The sequence below is a fragment of the Mesorhizobium sp. B2-3-11 genome (assembly GCF_006442215.1).
GTDB classification, from domain to species: domain Bacteria; phylum Pseudomonadota; class Alphaproteobacteria; order Rhizobiales; family Rhizobiaceae; genus Mesorhizobium; species Mesorhizobium salmacidum.
In genome coordinates, this window is sequence record NZ_VFVS01000033.1 from 24,383 (window position 1) to 41,292 (window position 16,910).

At 65.4% G+C, this 16,910-nt stretch carries 13 protein-coding genes and 1 tRNA gene; 4 read left to right on the forward strand and 10 right to left on the reverse strand.

What is annotated here, in order from left to right:
• Positions 1–41: 41 nt before the first annotated feature.
• The 3 genes from FJ960_RS28645 to FJ960_RS28655 all read left to right on the forward strand — a co-directional run bounded on the left by FJ960_RS28645 (position 42) and on the right by FJ960_RS28655 (position 7,568).
• A complete protein-coding gene (locus tag FJ960_RS28645) occupies positions 42–2,195 on the forward strand; it encodes an indolepyruvate ferredoxin oxidoreductase subunit alpha (protein ID WP_140718482.1) in 2,154 nt (717 codons plus the stop codon).
• Positions 2,188–3,768: an indolepyruvate oxidoreductase subunit beta family protein gene (locus FJ960_RS28650; protein ID WP_140718483.1), complete on the forward strand. Its 1,581-nt coding sequence runs from the start codon at positions 2,188–2,190 to the stop codon at positions 3,766–3,768. The genes FJ960_RS28645 and FJ960_RS28650 overlap by 8 nt, the downstream gene beginning before the upstream one ends.
• A 392-nt stretch (positions 3,769–4,160) precedes the next feature.
• Positions 4,161–7,568 (forward strand): acyl-[ACP]--phospholipid O-acyltransferase, encoded by a 3,408-nt coding sequence (locus FJ960_RS28655; RefSeq protein WP_140718484.1) that lies wholly within the window; start codon positions 4,161–4,163, stop codon positions 7,566–7,568.
• 155 nt (positions 7,569–7,723) lie between these two features.
• Here the strand turns inward: FJ960_RS28655 and FJ960_RS28660 are convergent, their stop codons facing one another.
• The 9 genes from FJ960_RS28660 to FJ960_RS28700 all read right to left on the reverse strand — a co-directional run bounded on the left by FJ960_RS28660 (position 7,724) and on the right by FJ960_RS28700 (position 13,692).
• Positions 7,724–8,962 carry a DUF1501 domain-containing protein gene (locus tag FJ960_RS28660; protein ID WP_140718485.1) on the reverse strand — a complete coding sequence of 413 codons (1,239 nt, stop codon included), beginning with the start codon at positions 8,960–8,962 and terminating at the stop codon, positions 7,724–7,726.
• Positions 8,963–9,008: 46 nt separating this feature from the next.
• Complete coding sequence (locus FJ960_RS28665) at positions 9,009–10,502, reverse strand: DUF1800 family protein (protein ID WP_140718486.1); 1,494 nt, start codon at positions 10,500–10,502, stop codon at positions 9,009–9,011.
• Between the two features lie 120 nt (positions 10,503–10,622).
• Positions 10,623–10,904: a hypothetical protein gene (locus FJ960_RS28670; protein ID WP_140718487.1), complete on the reverse strand. Its 282-nt coding sequence runs from the start codon at positions 10,902–10,904 to the stop codon at positions 10,623–10,625.
• A 110-nt stretch (positions 10,905–11,014) separates the two neighbouring features.
• Positions 11,015–11,470, reverse strand: coding sequence for a periplasmic heavy metal sensor (locus FJ960_RS28675; protein WP_140718488.1), 456 nt, complete (start codon positions 11,468–11,470; stop codon positions 11,015–11,017).
• Positions 11,467–11,919 carry a hypothetical protein gene (locus FJ960_RS28680; protein ID WP_140718489.1) on the reverse strand — a complete coding sequence of 151 codons (453 nt, stop codon included), beginning with the start codon at positions 11,917–11,919 and terminating at the stop codon, positions 11,467–11,469. The genes FJ960_RS28675 and FJ960_RS28680 overlap by 4 nt, the downstream gene beginning before the upstream one ends.
• Positions 11,920–12,032: 113 nt before the next feature.
• Complete coding sequence (locus FJ960_RS28685) at positions 12,033–12,575, reverse strand: RNA polymerase sigma factor (protein WP_140718490.1); 543 nt, start codon at positions 12,573–12,575, stop codon at positions 12,033–12,035.
• Between the two features lie 45 nt (positions 12,576–12,620).
• Positions 12,621–13,073 (reverse strand): acid-shock protein, encoded by a 453-nt coding sequence (locus FJ960_RS28690; RefSeq protein WP_140510567.1) that lies wholly within the window; start codon positions 13,071–13,073, stop codon positions 12,621–12,623.
• Between the two features lie 213 nt (positions 13,074–13,286).
• Positions 13,287–13,475: a DUF2158 domain-containing protein gene (locus tag FJ960_RS28695; protein WP_027142105.1), complete on the reverse strand. Its 189-nt coding sequence runs from the start codon at positions 13,473–13,475 to the stop codon at positions 13,287–13,289.
• A 141-nt stretch (positions 13,476–13,616) separates the two neighbouring features.
• Positions 13,617–13,692: transfer RNA gene (locus FJ960_RS28700), tRNA-Thr, on the reverse strand.
• A gap of 288 nt (positions 13,693–13,980) precedes the next feature.
• Between FJ960_RS28700 and FJ960_RS28705 the strand changes: the two genes are divergently transcribed.
• Positions 13,981–15,126 carry a hypothetical protein gene (locus FJ960_RS28705; RefSeq protein WP_140718491.1) on the forward strand — a complete coding sequence of 382 codons (1,146 nt, stop codon included), beginning with the start codon at positions 13,981–13,983 and terminating at the stop codon, positions 15,124–15,126.
• Positions 15,127–15,154: 28 nt separating this feature from the next.
• On the opposite strand, the gene FJ960_RS28710 is transcribed toward FJ960_RS28705, so the two are convergent.
• Entirely contained in the window at positions 15,155–16,756 is a 1,602-nt protein-coding gene (locus FJ960_RS28710; protein WP_140718492.1) for a cisplatin damage response ATP-dependent DNA ligase, read from the reverse strand.
• Positions 16,757–16,910: the final 154 nt, after the last annotated feature.

Consider the following 16,910-nt stretch of genomic DNA (forward strand, 5'->3'; position numbering starts at 1 on the left):
TACGCGCCGCCGGCTGTCGGCGGCAACGGAAGGAGGCAGAGATGGCTGAACGGTCTTTTGCCAAGGAAGTCGAAAAGCTGAGGCTCGGCGCCGGCGAGGAATTTGCCGGCGAGGGCATTCTCGCCATCACCAAGGCGCTGCTGCAATGCGGCGTCGGCTATGTCGGAGGCTACCAGGGCGCGCCGATCAGCCATCTGATGGATGTGTTGGCCGATGCGCAGGACATTCTGGGCGAGCTCGGCGTGCATTTCGAGGCGAGCGCCTCAGAAGCCACCGCCACAGCCATGCTGGCGGCCTCGGTGCACTATCCGATCCGTGGTGCCGCGACCTTCAAGTCGACGGTCGGTACGAACGTTGCTTCCGACGCGTTGGCCAATCTCGCGTCCGGCGGCGTCACCGGCGGCGCGCTGATCATCGTCGGCGAGGATTATGGCGAGGGCTCCTCCATCATGCAGGAGCGCAGCCATGCCTTCGCCATGAAGAGCCAGGTCTGGCTGCTCGACCCGCGCCCCAATTTGCCATCCATCGTCAAAGCGGTGGAGGATGGTTTCGAGCTGTCGGAAATCTCCAACACGCCTGTCATGCTGCAGGTGCGCATTCGCTGCTGCCACGTGCATGGCCATTTCATCGCCAAGGACAACAAGCGTCCGTCGATGACGGTTGCCGATGCACTCGATGCGCCGCGCCGCGACACCGGACGCATCGTGCTGCCGCCCGCCTCCTTCCTGCACGAAAAGGAGAAGGTGCAAAAGCGCTGGCCGGCGGCGGTGGATTTCATCACCAGGAACAAGATCAACGAGTTCTTCGGCTCGGACCACGGCTCGGTCGGCATCGTCATGCAGGGTGGCATGTACAATTCGGTCATCCGTGCGCTGCAGCGGCTCGGCCTTGCCGACACCTATGGCGACACGGATGTGCCGCTCTACGTGCTCAACGCCGTCTATCCGCTGATCGACGACGAGTTCCTCGCCTTTTGCGAGGGCAAGCAGGCGGTGCTGGTGGTCGAGGAAGGCCAGCCCAACTATATCGAGCAGGCCTTTGCCGCGATGCTGCACAAGGCGGGGCGCGGCACCAGGCTGGTCGGCAAGGAGCATCTGCCGATGGCCGGCGAATATACCGGCCAGGTCATGCTCGACGGCATCGGCGCCTTCCTGCGCGCAGAAGCCCCGCATCTTTTGCCGGGCGAGGTGCGCGCGCCCAACAAGGTTGGCGACGGCGTCGACACGGCTGATCTGATCAACGTCGTGCCAGGCCGTCCGCCCGGCTTCTGCATCGGTTGCCCCGAACGGCCGATCTTCGCGGCGACCAAACTGGTCGAGCAGGAACTCGGCAAGCACCACATCGCTTCCGATATCGGTTGCCATTTGTTCTCGATCATGCCGCCTTTCGAGCTCGGCTCCACCACGATGGGCTACGGGCTGGGGCCCGCCTCGGCCTCGGCGTTCAATTCGCCCGACGCAAAGCGCCGCTCGATCTCCTTCGTCGGCGACGGCGGCTTCTGGCACAATGGCCTGACCTCCTCGATCGGCAATGCGGTGTTCAACAAGAATGACGGCGTCATCGTCATCGTCGATAATTTTTATTCGGCAGCCACCGGCGGGCAGGACATCCTGTCGTCGCGTGCCGGCAATAGGACCAAGTCGACCAAGCATCCGATCACCGAGGCGGTGAAAGGCATGGGCGTCAAATGGTTACGCCATGTCGACCGCACCTATGATGTCGGCAAGATGCAGGACACGTTGCGCGAGGCGCTGACGACGGACGAGAAGGGGCCAAAAGTCATCGTCGCTTCGTCGGAGTGCATGCTCAATCGCCAGCGCCGCGAAAGGCCGCTGGTCGACAAGGCGATCAAGGGTGGGACGAGGGTCGTCAAGCCGAAGTTCGGCGTCGACGAGGACATCTGCACCGGCGATCACGCCTGCATGCGGCTCTCCGGCTGCCCGTCGCTGTCGGTGAAATCGCTCGACGATCCGCTGCGCGACGATCCGGTCGCATCGATCGACCAGAACTGCGTCGGCTGCGGCAATTGCGGCGAGGTGGCGGACGCCGCCGTGCTCTGCCCGTCCTTCTACCGTGCCGATGTCGTGCACAATCCAAGCCGCTGGGACCGTTTCCTGGAAGCGACGCGCCGCGCGACGATCGGCTTGCTGCAGAGGCGGCGCGAAAGCCGGCGCCTGATATTCGCCGATGCTTGAGCCTGTTCCTTCCTTGCATCCCAGGTCCGGTGCTGCCGATGAGCCGGTGATCAAGCTCGCCGTGCTGGCCGTTGGCGGCCAGGGCGGCGGCGTGCTGGCCGACTGGATCACCGATGTCGCCGAGCGCAATGGCTATGTCGCGCAATCGACCTCGGTCGCCGGCGTCGCCCAGCGCACCGGCGCCACCATCTACTATATCGAAATGGCCCGCGACACCGGCCGCCTGCCGGTCTTCGCGCTGTCGCCCTCGCAGGGCGATGTCGACATCTTGATCGCCGCCGAACTGATGGAAGCCGGCCGTGCGATCATCAGGGGGTTCGTCACCCCCAACCGCACGACGTTGATCGCTTCCTCGCATCGCATCGCCGCCGTGTCGGAAAAGATCGAACCGGGCGACGGCCGCGCCTCGTCGTCCAAGGTTCACGCCACGGCGGAAACCGCGTCGAAGCGCTTCATCGCTTTCGACATGGAAAAGATCGCCGCCGACAACGGCTCGATGATCTCGGCCAGCCTGCTCGGCGCGCTGGCCGGCTCCGACGCACTGCCGTTTACCCGTGAAAGTTATGAACAGGCGATCGGCACCGGCGGCCGTGGCGTCAAGGCCAGCCTCGCCGCCTTTAGCGCGGCGTTCGATCGCGCGCGGGGCTTGGCGGCAGCACCTTCGTCAAAGCCGGCGGAGCCAGCGATTGTCGAATCCGCCCAGGGTACTGGGCGCGTGAGCGGTCCGCAAAATCTGCTGCAGGGATGGCAGGCCCTGGTTGCTCGCATCGACCTGATGCCCCTGGCCGTGCGCGACATGGCGCTTCGCGGCCTGAGAAAGGTCGTCGACTATCAGGACATCGCCTATGGCCGCGAATATCTCGATCGGCTGGACAAGGCCGTCGCGCTGGACAGCTCCGGCCACGCTCATGTTCTGTCCATAGCCGCGGCCAAGCATCTGGCCAATGCCATGTGCTATGACGACATGATCCGCGTCGCCGATCTGAAAACGCGCTCGACCCGCGACAGGCGGGTGCGCAAGGAGGTTGGCATCAAGGACGGTTCGGTCCTGCAAGTGACCGAGTATTTCCATCCGCGCATCGAGGAGTTCTGCGGCACGCTGCCGGCGGGGCTCGGCGGCTACATCGAGAACCGGCCCAAGCTCGCCGGCTTTCTCGACCGCCGCATCAACCGTGGCCGCCGCATCCGCACCGACAGCTTTGCCGGCTTTGCCGCCCTGTGGCTCATCGGCGGCCTGCGGCGATGGCGCCGCGGCCTGCTGCGCCATAAGGTCGAGCTTGCCCATCTCGATCGCTGGTACACACTGGCGCTTGGCTACGTGCCGGCAGAGTACGCGCTTGCCATCGAAATCCTCAACTGCCGCCGGCTGATCAAAGGCTACAGCGACACCCATGTGCGCGCCCAGTCGAAATTCGACCGCGTACTCTCTGCTCTCGACCTGCTCAAGGGCCGCGACGATGCCGCCGACTGGATACGCCGCCTGCGCGAGGCGGCGCTGAAGGACGAGAATGGCGACATGCTCGACGGCGCGCTGAAGACCGTGGCGACGCTGGGGTCATCTCCAGTCACCTGAGTTTCAGCGGGTGACCTCCGCCGATCGCGCCGACCAACCGCCTTCGTGACTCTGGCCACGGCAACACGGCTGGCCGCCACCGCTGCATCTCCTCGCTCATCAATCCGCTCTCTTGTGAACGGCGTTCATTTTTAACTTGAACATTGTTCACGTTGTGGTAAGTTGAGGCTATGAACATTGTTCATAGGGAGAAGCGGAAATGTTGAACGGCTCCACAAAAGGCACCGGGCGGGGCCGCTGGCCGAAACGAGCCTAGACTTGCGATCGCCGGGAAGATCAGACGCGGCAAGAAGTTTAACCAGCTCACATTATTACAACGATTGAAACAGCGCATGAAACCGCGGGGATCACCGGAGCATCGCCGCGTGGTTCCGCCCAAATGGGAAATCGCCATGAACACGCACCTCATGCTTTCGCGGCGCTTCGCGCCGCTTTTCTGGACGCAGTTCCTGTCCGCCTTCAACGACAATTTCCTCAAGAACACTCTGGTGTTCCTGATCCTCTTCACACTGGCCGCCGATCAGGCGGCTTCGCTGGTCACCTTGGCCGGCGCCGTGTTCATGGCTCCGTTCCTGCTCCTGTGGGCGCTGGGCGGCGAGATTGCCGACCGCTTCGACAAGGCGCTCATCGCCCGCCGGCTGAAATTTGCCGAGATCGGCGCCGCCGCCGTCGCGGTCGTCGGCATCGCGCTTTCGTCGATCCCGTTGATGACGGCGTTGCTGATGTTCGGCGTCATCTCGGCGCTGTTTGGGCCGATTAAATACGGCATCCTGCCCGATCATCTCGAGCGCAGGGAATTGCCCCGCGCCAACGCCTGGATCGAGTCGGCGACCTTCGCCGCCATTCTTGGCGGCACGATTGTTGGCGGCGTGGTCTCCGCCGACGGCATTGGCGTCGCCGTCTTCGGCCCGATGATGATGATCCTGGCGGTCGGCTGCTGGGCCGTCAGCCGCTCTATCCCTTCGACCGGCTCCGCCGCGCCGAACCTTGTCATCGACTGGAACATCTTCCGCTCGACATGGCGGCAGGTCAGCGAATTGCGCACCGACACGCGCATCTGGCGCGCCGGATTGATGACCTCGTGGTTCTGGCTGATCGGCGCCATCGTGCTTTCGATCCTGCCCACGCTGATCAAGGATCAGCTCGGCGGCAACGAGATCGCGGTCACCGCCTATCTAGCGGTGTTCGCCGTCTCCATCGCCATCGGCTCGGCGATCGCCGCCTGGATGTCGCAGGGCCGCATGGTGCTGCTCCCGGCGCCGGTCGGAACGGCGCTGCTGGCGGTGTTCGGCTTGCACCTTGCCTGGACGATCTGGAGCATGCAGCCCTCGCCAAAAGCCGAAACCCTTGGCCTCTTCTTCGCAGGGCCAAACACGATCCGTGTTGCGATCGACCTCGCCGGCATGGCGATCTCCAGCGCCTTCCTGGTGGTGCCGACCTTTGCCGCCGTGCAGGCCTGGTCGCCCGAGGCGCGCCGCGCCCGGGTCGTCGCCGCGGTCAGCATCGTCAACGCCGGCTTCATGACAATGGGCGGCGTCCTCGTCGCCGCCATTCAGGCCGCGGGCGTCTCTATTGCCAGCGTGCTGTTCGGGCTTGCCGCCTTCAATGCCGTGGCCGCCTGGCTGATGTTGAAATATCTGCCGACCAACGCTTTCTGCGACTTCGTCTCCATTCTCTTCCGTGCCTTCCATCGTCTGGAAGTGGAGGGCCTGGAAAACCTCAAGGCCGCGGGGCCGGCACCCATCCTGGCGCTCAACCATGTCAGCTTCCTCGACGGACCGCTGGCTCTGACTCTGACCGATGAAGAGCCGGTCTTCGCCATCGACTACACCATTGCGCAGGCCTGGTGGATGAAGCCGTTCCTGAAACTGACCCGCGCGCTGCCGCTCAATCCATCCAAGCCGATGTCGACACGCACGCTGATCAAGATCGTGCAGAACGGCGATCCGCTGGTCATCTTCCCCGAGGGCCGCATTACCGTCACCGGCGGGCTGATGAAGGTCTATGACGGCGCCGCCATGGTGGCCGACAAGACCGGCTCGATGGTGGTGCCGATCCGTATCGAGGGGCTGGAGAAAAGCCCCTTCTCGCGGCTGACGGCGCAGCACGTGCGCCGCCGCCTGTTCCCGAAGGTCAGGGTGACCATACTGCCGCCGGTCAAGCTCAAGGTCGACGACGAGCTGAAGGGACGCAAGCGGCGCGCCGCCGCCGGCGCCGCGCTCTACCAGGTGATGTCAGATCTCGTCTTCCGCACCCAGCATATCGACAAGACCGTGCTCGAAAGGATCATCGAGACGGCGACCGAGCGCGGCATGAAGCAACTTGCCGTGCAGGATCCGGTCGCCGGCTCGCTGAGTTACGGCAAGCTGCTCACTGGCGTCGCGGTGCTCGGCGAGAAGTTCGAGACGCTTTATGCCGGACAGGACACGCTCGGTATCATGCTGCCCAACGCCAATGGCGCCTGTGCCGCTCTGCTCGGCGTCATGTCCGCCGGCAAGGTCCCGGCGATGATCAACTTCACCGCCGGTGCCACCAACATCCTGTCCGCCTGCCAGGCGGCGCAGGTAACCACCATCCTGACCTCTCGGGCTTTTGTCGAGCAGGCCAAGCTTGGCGCAATCGTCGAGGAGGTCGGCCGGTCGGTCAACGTCGTCTGGCTCGATGATCTGCGTGCGACCATCGGCCTCAAGGACAAGCTGCTTGGCCTGTTGCGCAAGACTACGCCCAGGGTTGCCCGCAAGGCCACCGACCCGGCCGTGATCCTGTTCACCTCGGGCTCCGAAGGCACGCCGAAGGGCGTGGTGCTCACCCATCGCAACATCCTGGCCAATGCCGCGCAGGCCGCCTCGCGCATCGATTTTCATTCGGGCGACAAAGTGTTCAACGTACTGCCGATCTTCCATTCGTTCGGCCTGACGGCGGGCACGGTGCTGCCGCTGGTGTCCGGCGTTCCCGTCTATTTCTACCCGTCGCCGCTGCACTACCGCATCGTGCCGGAACTGGTCTATGCCTCGAACGCGACGATCATCTTCGGCACCGACACCTTCCTCAGCGGTTATGCGCGCACCGCCCGTCCCTATGATTTCCGCTCGGTGCGCTATTGCTTTTCCGGTGCCGAGCCGGTCAAGGCCTCGACCCGTGAAACCTATATGGAGAAGTTCGGCCTGCGCATTCTCGAAGGCTATGGCGTTACCGAGACGGCGCCGGTGATCTCCATCAACACGCCGATGTACAACAAATCAGGCACGGTCGGAAAAATCATGCCCGGCATGGAATACCGCCTGGAACCGGTGATCGGCGTCGAAGGTGGCGGACGGCTGTTCGTGCGCGGCCCCAATGTCATGGCGGGCTATCTCAGGGCCGAAAAGCCTGGTGTGCTCGAGCCGCTGCAGGACGGCTGGCACGACACCGGCGACATCGTCAGCATCGACGATGCCGGCTTCGTCAGCATTCGCGGCCGCGCCAAGCGCTTTGCCAAGATCGGCGGCGAGATGATTTCGCTGGCTGCCGTCGAAGCATTGGCGGGCGAGCTGTGGAAAGGATCGCTCTCGGCGGTCGCGACAGTGCCGGACTTGCGCAAGGGCGAAAAGCTGGTGCTCATCACCGAAGCCGAAAAGGCGACGCGCGCCGAGTTTCTGGCCTTCGCCAAGGCAAACGGCGCCATGGACCTGATGGTGCCGGCCGAGGTGCGCGTCGTGGCGCATGTGCCGGTGCTTGGCTCGGGCAAGATCGATTTCGTCGGCGTGACCAGGCTGGTGCGCGGCGAAGACTTCGCGCCCGCCAAGGTCGAGGCCGCCTGATCACCGGCAAGAGCGAGACGGCGCCGCGGCAGAAAACGCGGCGTCGCTAGAGCAATTCCAGGAAAAGTGCGTAGCGGTTTTCCATCCGGAATTGCGTGAAAACAAAGAGTTAGAGCGGTTCGGCGATTCCAACAAACACTGAACCGCTCTAGACGTCAGACAATCAGGTTCATCATCGGCTTCACCGCACCTGAGTCCGGAAACACCTTCTCGCCGAGCACTGCGGCCGAAAGTCCGAACTGGTCGGCGAGCAGGCCTTTCAGCACCGCCCTGACATCGCTGGTCGGCGCAAGGTCGCGTTGCTGGTAGAGTTGCGCGGGCTTTAGCCCCGGCCAGTCGGCGATGACGCGCCCGCCCTTGATCGCGCCGCCGGCGAGCAGCACGACGGTGCCGGTGCCGTGGTCGGTGCCGACCGTGCCGTTGATCCGCGCCGTACGGCCGAATTCGGTGATCGCGACGATCGCCGTATCCTTCCAGCGCTCGCCGAGACCTTTTTCGAATTCCTCGAACGCACCATCGAGGCCGCCGAGCAAGGTGGCGAGCCGGCCGGTCGCGCCACCCTCGTTGACATGCGTGTCCCAGCCGTCGAAGGCGAGTGCCGCGACGCGCGGTCCGTCATCGGCCGCGATCAGCCTGGCGGTACCTTGCGCGGCCTGCCGCATGCCGGTGGCGCTGTCGAGACCGCCTCCAGGCTTCATCGCCTTAGCGCCGATCTGGTCGTCGAGCGCCATGCGATCGGCGTCGAGGCCCTTTCGCAGCGCCACCGCCAGCACCGGATCGCGGTGCTGATAGAGATCGAGAACCCGCGTCGCAAGGTCGCCTGCTGGCGCTGGCAGCGATTGCGGCGCCCAGCCGAGCACGGGGGCTGCGCCACGGATCACCAGCGGCGTCGATGGTCCGACGGCCAGGGCGCCAAGCGTCGCCACGCGGTCGCCTGCCGGCAGGTTCTCCAGCGCCCGGTTGAGCCAGCCGGTGGCGACATGGCCGGGGCCGGCAAAACCGCTTTCCAGCACATCCTGCCCATCGAAATGCGAGCGCTCGCGATAGCCGGTCGCCGCCGCGTGCACGACCGCCGCCTGGCTTGCCTTGAACAGGCGCGCAAACACCGGCATCGCCGGATTGACCGCGAAGAAAGCATCGAGCGGCAGCGCCGCATGCGGACCGGAAAGCGACAGGGCGATGTCGCCATGCAGGCCGGCATAGTCGGGGTCGCCGACCGGACCGACCGCCGACAGGCCGTCCAGCGCGCCGCGCAGCACGATGACGACCAGGCGCGGGTCGCGGTTGTCGGCGGCGCGGGCGAAGCGGGGCAGATGAGCCCAGCCAAACAGCGCGCCGCCGGTCACCAAGACGGCGCGGCGGGAAGGGTGAGGGGTTTCACACAGCAGGCTCATGACTTCGTCTCCATGGGAGTTGTCGGCGCCGGACCTATCGCTCGAGCTATCGGCGCTGGAATTCGGGCGCCATCAGCAGCAACGCCAGACCTTGCTGCTTGGACTCGGCGCGGGCGACCGCCTGCCGCGTCTCCGGCGAGGCGGAGGGCCCGATCACCGCGTCGAGCATGTCGTTGGGATTGCCGATATCTTTCACTTGCCTGGCGGCCTGCCATGCGATGTCGAGGCGGATCTTCATGCCTTCGGCCGATGCCCAGCTGTCCGCTCGGTCGGAAAAGCCGTTCGGTCCCGGCGGCTGCCAGAGCGGCTCGCCCAATGCGTTGAGCCAGTTGAGCGACTGGCCGGGATCGTTCGGTCCCGGGCCGGCCGCCCGCCTGATGGCAGCGACATAATCGAAGGGCGAGCGCATTTTGGCCAGGGGCGTCGACCACGCCTCCGGCAGGTCGATGAGCGCCGCCGCCAGTGCCCTGAGATGGCCGTCGCTCTTGACGAACACCTTTGCGAGACGGGCGACCGCCGCCGGCGGCGGGTCATCGGCTATGAAATGCCGGGCAAGTTGCGTGGCGATGTGTTGCGCGGTCGCCGGATGACGGGCGATGTCATTGAGCGCGGTCTCGGCCTGGCCCATGCCGCCGGCCGGATAGGTCTTGCCGAGCAGCACCGCGTCGCCCGGCTCGTGCGCATTGGCGTTGAAGACGGAACTGCCGGGTTCGCCCAGCCGTCCTTCCCGCCCGGCCATCGTCCAGCCGGTCAGGATGCGCGCGAAGCTGGTGACGTCGGCCTGGCTATAGCCGCTGCCGACACCGAGCGTGTGCAGTTCCAGGATCTCGCGGGCGAGGTTCTCGTTGAGGCCGCGCTGCCGGTTCTTGCCGGCGCGGGAGTCCGGGCCGATCGACTGCTGGTTGTCGAGATAGAACAGCATCGCCGGATGCCGCTCCACCGCCACGAGCATGTCGGCGAAGCGGCCGAGCACGAAGGGCCGGATCGCTTCCCGTTCGAAGGCCCCGGCGCTGGCGCGCACGATGTTGGCCTTGGCCACGGAGACGCAGAAATGGTTCGACCAGAAATAGACGAGGCGCTCGACGAAGCCGGCCCCGGCCTGCATTGCCATGTCGAAGCGCGCCTGTGCCTCGGCCCGAAACAAAGTGACTTCGACAGGCGGCACGGCGGGTTTGATCTTGGCAGCGGCCGGGGCAGCGGCCGGCGACATGCCCGGAGCGGCGGGTGGTGGCATGGCCGAAGCCGAGGCTGGCGTGCCCGTTGCCGGCTGCCCTGTCGCCGTTCGCTCCCGGTCCAGCTTGCGTTGGAGATTCGCCGCCATGCTGGCCTGGATGGCAGGCGTGCTTCCCTTGAGATCGGCATAGGTGGGGTCGTCGAGCGATATCATGGCGGCGTCGAGCCGCCGCAGTTCCGCCTTGAGATAGCCGCGTGGGTCGTTCGCCAGCCTGTCGCGGTCGCCGGGTCGGGCTCCGAGGCCGAAGCGGTTGAAGGCGATCAGGGCGGGATCCGGCGGCGCGGAATCTTTAGCCTGAGCTGCCATGTCAGCGCTCCATGGTTGGATCTCATGCGAGGTGCGCGACGCCCGATTGGGCTGTTTCCCCAGCTTCAACCGGGGATAGGCGGCCGGGCGGGCGGGTGCCGCCCGGCCCTTCCCACGCGCTTACCAGCGGCTCCAGCGGTGCCAGTGGCGGTGCGGATGCCAGCCGTAATAAGCCGGGCCGTGCCAATAGCCGTAGCGCGGATACACCACGACACGGTTGGGAACGCAGCGCCCCCAGGGATTGGGATGCCAGCCGGGCCCGCAACCCCAGGCCACATGCTCGATCAGTGCCGGGGCGGCCGGTTGCGCCACCATCGGCATGGCGGCGGAGGTCGCAACGGTTGCTGCGGTTCCGGTCAAGGCGAGGACGGCTGCTGCCGCATACTGTGTCAGGCGGTTCATGACGTTACTCCGAATGTTCTCCGAGAAATGAAGACCTGTTCGCACCGATTGGTCTGGCAGGTCTGCCCTTCTCCCGGTTAAACGGCCTTGCAGGCGTTTTCCGTCGGTCGTCATGGTTGTTTTTTTGGCTCTGCCTTCGGCTGCGGCCCGGCCCGCCTGGCCAGCCCTTCCGCCAGCACGGCGCGATCCGCGGCCGAACCCGCCGCCGCGAATTCGATGATGCGCTGCTCAAGCCGCGTGCGCACGGCGATGTCGGCGTTGCGGGCCCGCTCCAGCGCGGCCGATAGGGCCGCCGTGTCGACAACCGGCTGGCGCAGCAGGTCGGCTGCCTCGCGCCTGGCCTGCTGACCCTCGAGGATGGCCTGGCGGGATTCGCGCCGCACTTCGCGCAGTGCCTTGCGGAACAGCATGCGCTCCTGGTCTGGAAGCCGGCCGCCGGCGGCCTCCAGCGAATAGCCCTGGCCGGACTTGCCGCTTCTTATCCAGATGGCCCCGCCGGCAAGCGCCCCGGCCAGGAAGACATTCAGCACCACCGATGCGATGATGAGATTGCGGCCCGTGCTCATAGGCTCTCCTCGCCGTTTTCGGCATCGGGCCCGGCATCGCCGAACGCCGTTATATTGGCATCCAGCACATAGTGATCCGATCCGGCTTCCGGCGTGACAATGCTCACCAGGGCCAATCCGGCGACGGCGCCCGCCAGACCAATGCCGGCGAGTCCCAGACCCAGCCACCAGAACCGATGGCGCCGGCGCTGGACGAGGTGCCGGCCGGCTGCGCGCAGGATGTTGCCGTGCAGCGCCTTGCCGGGATGCTGGACGCTATAGCTGTCGAGCAGGGCGTCAAGTGTGCCGGCCTGTCGCGAAATGGCCTGGCCCGCTTCGCTTGAAGCAAAAGCTGCGGCGGCTTCGCGTTCCGCTTCCGGCCAGCGGCGCACATCGCCGCCATAGGCATCCGCCAGCGCCGCGAAACGCTTGGCATCCATTGCCAGCCCGTCTTCGATGTCTTCAGCCATTTGTTTTCCCCTTGCACCTCGGTGCCGCGTGCCCACGCGGGTCGGAAACAACGCAGACCAACCGGACGCCCGCAAGGCGGGTTGAACGTACAGTATACGGGCGCGCGCGTTTCTCAGTCATGGCCGCCATCCCCAGCCAGCATCGTCTGCAGTGACCGCCGGCCGCGCGACAGCAGGCTCTCCAGGGCATCGACACTGATCTCCAGGGTCGCGGCCGCCTCGATGTTGGACATCTCCTGATAGTAGACCAGGATGATCGCCTCGCGCTGGCGTGGCGCGATTGCCTGTAAGGCCCGCTCGACCCGATGCCCCTCTTCGCCAGGATGGGAATCGGGAAGCGGAGCGGGGTCGACAATGTCCGGCATCTCGTCGGTCACCAATTCGCGGCGCCGGCGCAGCCGGTCGTAGCAAAGGTTGAGCGTGACTCGGTGAACCCAGGTGTCGAAGCGTGCATTGCCACGCCGCCACTTCGAGGCATGACGCCAGATGCGCACGAAGGTTTCCTGCGCGACATCCTCGGCCTCCGCCGCATCGCCCAGCATGCGCACGGCAAGCGAAAGGATGCGCGGCAGCTTGCGCGCGACGAGCGCCTGCACCGCTGCGGGATCGCCAGCACCGACCCGACGAACCAGCTCCTCGTCCGGATCGGCGCTCATCGGCTGGCGCACTCCCGATATGCATCACACGTCATAGCCTCTTGGTCACTGCTCCGGTTTGGGAGCGGATTTGTGGCTCGGCCTCTCGTCGGCCGTCAGAATGCCGTCGCCATTCTTGTCGAGCCTGGCAAAGCGCTTGGCGAAGAACGCATCGAGCTCGGCCCGGTCGATGAAGCCGTCATGATTGGAATCGATGCGCGCGAAGGATTTGGCCCGGTCGCGCCTGACGTTGCGCTTGGCCTGGAAGGCCTCCCATTCCAGCAGGCTGATCTTGCCGTCGCCGTCCGTGTCGGCGGCCATGATCGCCTTCTCCCGCCGTTTCTGGAACTTGGCCAGTGTGATGTCGGACTTGGCGGCCGACGATGTGCCGGCCGACGATGTGCCAGCCGACGGTGTGGCAGCGGGCGACGCGGCGGCCGGTGGCTGTATCGCTGTCTGGGCCAGAGCCGCGGTGGTCAGCACGCTCAAGGCAGTGGCAAGGATCGAACGGCGTATCATGCTTCACGTCTCCGGTTGGCGCATTGCCATGGCCCAATGCCACGGTCACGCTTCAGCCGTTAAACGTCGTGATCATAAAAATCCGTCGGTCACCAATGTCGATCACGCCGCTTGCCGGCCATGACGGACCGTGGCGGTCCCGGAAGCGGAAGAACACTTCGTCCGGTGCGTCTGGAGTCGCGCCGGCCCGGCCATCCCTTGGCGAAGCGGGAATTACGTCGATTGGTCGGCGGCTACCAGCTGCTCCTGCTTGAATCCCGCATGTTGCGGGGTCCACACATCGCCCTCGCGGTTGAACCAGTGGCAGAGATACATGCCGGAAGCGGCGCCGTCGCTGACCGTCATCCTCGGGCCTCCCGACCTCAGCTTGACGACGTCTCCGGTCTTGAAAGTGTTGGGCATTTGGACCTCCCATGCTGACACCGCGAGTTTCACATCAAACCCAGGTCTCGACAATGGCGGATATGCTTCGCCGGTGTCGCGATCCACTGCACGGGCAGTGACGCAGGTGCTGATTGCAGCATGCAGGTGGACAAGAGGAACTGGTGCCGCTTAGGTGACTCGAACACCTGACCCCATCATTACGAATGATGTGCTCTACCAACTGAGCTAAAGCGGCCCGGGAGGCCAAGGCCTCCAAGATGGGCTGGGTGATAGACTCAACCGGCCGCGAATTCAAGATGCGACTTGGCAAATCATGCAAGAGGCCCGCCGCGATCGAACCCGGGGTTCTGGCGTCCCTGCATGCTGGAATCGCCGACAGATTCCGATTTTGTTTGCCGGAACATCGCGGAGATGGACTTTGAACGGCCCATCGAGGCAGAATGCGGCTGCCCGCCCGTTGATTGATTGGTCGCCTGCCGCTAACCATCATGAAAGCTTGTGGCAATTTGCAGAGGGACCTCGCTTGGACGCGATCGAAAAAGCGATCCGGAACGCCTTGGAAAAGGGCAACGCCGAGGACCGCGCGTTCCGCGAGAGGGTCTATCGTGCGGCCTTCGCCGCGCTCGACCGTGCGCTCCAGGCCAATCCCGGCGTGACCGTGGAAGTCGCCATCAAGCGCCGCAAGGCTATCCAGGCGAAAATCACCGAAATCGAATCCGAGTATCTGCCGGCGGTGCCCGGCGTTGCGCCGCAGATCGACACGCCGGCGGGCGAGGCCGAGGGCGGCGCAGCGCCGGCGATCGAGGCCGGCCCGAGGGTGCCATCGCCCGCCGTCGCCGTCGACGGCCCCGTGCAGCCCGGATCCGACGCGCCGCGCTCGCGCGTGCTGCCGGTGGTTCCCGACATAATGCCGGACGCCAGTCTTCCCGGCGCGCCAGCCATCGACATGTCGGCTCCCGCCGCGCCGGGAGCCGCGACGGAAGTGGCGCCCGACCGCGATGAGCGGCGCATACGCGGCCGGCGCCTGCCGTTGACCGCCATTTTCTTCACGGTCACGCTGCTCGCGGCGATTGGTATCGGACTGTACTTCGCCATGCAGACCGGTGTGTTCAAAACGGCCGCGCAGCTCAATACCGCGCCGCCGGAAGCGCCGCCGACGGTCGAGGACGACGATTTTACCCCGGCCGACGGCGCCAATGCACCGGCAAAGCCCGGTGCCGCGGATCAGTCGCGCGATTGGATCAATGTGTTTTCGCCGACCGACCCGACCCATGTCGCCGCCCCGTCGGACGCCAAGGCCGAGGTGATGAAGGACGACAGCGGGCCGTTCCTGCGCATCCAGTCCGGCGCCTCCGGCTCGGCGATCGCCTTCGACGTCGGGCAGGGCGTGCTGGAAAAGCTCGCCGGCAAGCACGCCGTGTTCGACATCATCGCCCGCGCCGAGGACGGCAAGGACACGCAGATCTCCGTCGACTGCAATTTCGGCGAACTCGGCGACTGCGGCCGCAAGCGCTACGCGGTCGGCCAGCAGAAAAACGAATATCTGTTCGACGTGAAGTTCCCCGACAAGCATCCCGGCTCAGCCGGAACCATCGCCATCAATTCCGATTTCGACAAACAGGGCAAGGCGGTCAACGTCTACGAGATCCGCGTCTCGATCGAACCCTGAACCGTTGCGACCGACATATCGGCCGCTCCTAGCGGTCGAGCAGCGCCTGCAGGGTTTCTATGCGGTCGGCCTCGTTGGCCGGCTTGTCCCAGCGCAGCCGTGAAATCCTGGGGAAACGCATGGCGACGCCCGATTTGTGCCGGGTCGAGCGGTTGAGCCCCTCGAAGGCGACTTCCAGCACCAGGCCGTTGTCGCGGTCGGCGCGCACCGAGCGCACCGGCCCAAAGCGCTCGACCGTGTTGTCGCGGACATATTTGTCGATCTGCCTCAGTTCCTCGTCGGTAAAGCCGAAATAGGCCTTACCGACCGGCACCAGTTCCTCCGCGCCCTCGGCTCCGGACCAGACGCCGAATGTATAGTCGGAATAGAAGCTCGAGCGCTTGCCGTGGCCGCGCTGGGCATACATCAGCACGGCGTCCACCGTGTGCGGATCGCGCTTCCATTTGAACCACGGACCCTTCGGCCGGCCCGCGACATAGGGCGAATCCCAGCGCTTCAGCATCACGCCTTCGATGATCGGATGCGGCGGCGTACGACGCAGGTCCTCGAGCGCCTGCCAGTCCGTGAACTCGACGAAGGGGGAGAGATCGAAGCGGCTGGGATCGAGCGTCCCGATGAAGGCTTCGAGACGGCCGCGCCGCTCGCGGAAGGACAGTCCGCGCAGGTCCTCCGCGCCGATCTGCAGCAGATCGTAACAGCGCATGAAGGCCGGATACTGCTGCTGCATCTTCGGCGTCACCGTCTTGCGGTTCAGCCGCTGCTGCAGGTCCGAGAAGGTTCCCGTCGCCTCTCGCGGATCGCCGACCAGCAACTCGCCATCGAGCGTCGCGGAAAAATGCATGGCGTCGGCGAGATCTGGAAAGGCGCCCGAGACATCGTCGCCGGTGCGCGAATAGAGCCTGCGGATGCCGCCTTCGGCCACCGCCTGGACGCGGATCCCGTCCCATTTCCACTCGGCCGCATAGTCCACCGGATCGAGCTTTTCGAGGTCGCCGTCACCGATCGGATTCGACAGCATGACCGGGCGGAACAGCGCCATCGCCGTGTTGCGCGGTTTTTCGGCCTTGCCTTCCAGCCAGGCGAACAGCGCCGTGTAGGGCAGCGACAGCCCATGCCAGAGCTCCTCGATCTCGGCGACGTCGACTTTGCCGAAATCGGCCAGCGCCTGTTTGGCCAGCCGCGCCGAGACGCCGATGCGCAGGCCGCCGGTCACCAGCTTGATGATGGCAAAGCGCGCCGAGATGCCGGCGCTGTCGAGCAGCCTTGTCAGCACCTTCGGTCCGTCGGAGCGGCTTGCCGCCTGCAGCTTCGCCACCACCTCGCCAAGCGTCGGCTCGCGGTTCGCGATCCTGCCAGGCGTTTGCGGCCAGACCAGCGACACCGTCTCGGCGAGATCGCCGACATAGTCGTAGGAATAGCCGAACAGCACCGGGTCCATGCGTTCGATGACCAGCGTGCGCAGCATGGCCGGCTTGACCGCGGCGATCCTGAGATCGCCGGTGATGGCCGCCAGCGCCAGGCCGCGATCGGGATCCTCGACGCTGCGGAAATAATCGGTCAAAAGCGTCAGCTTGCCGTTGCGCGACGGCGTCAGCACCAGGCGGTCGAGAAGTTCGGCGAAGCGGTTCATGGCGATGAAGACCGCACGAAGGGGAGAGGTCTGCGCGAGGCGCCCCCCTCTGTCCTGCCGGACATCTCCCCCTCCAAGGGCCCGTTGCGCAATATTGCGGGAGGCTTGTTGTGAGGATTGAGGGCGGCCATTTTCGTTGCTTTGGAGGCTTTTC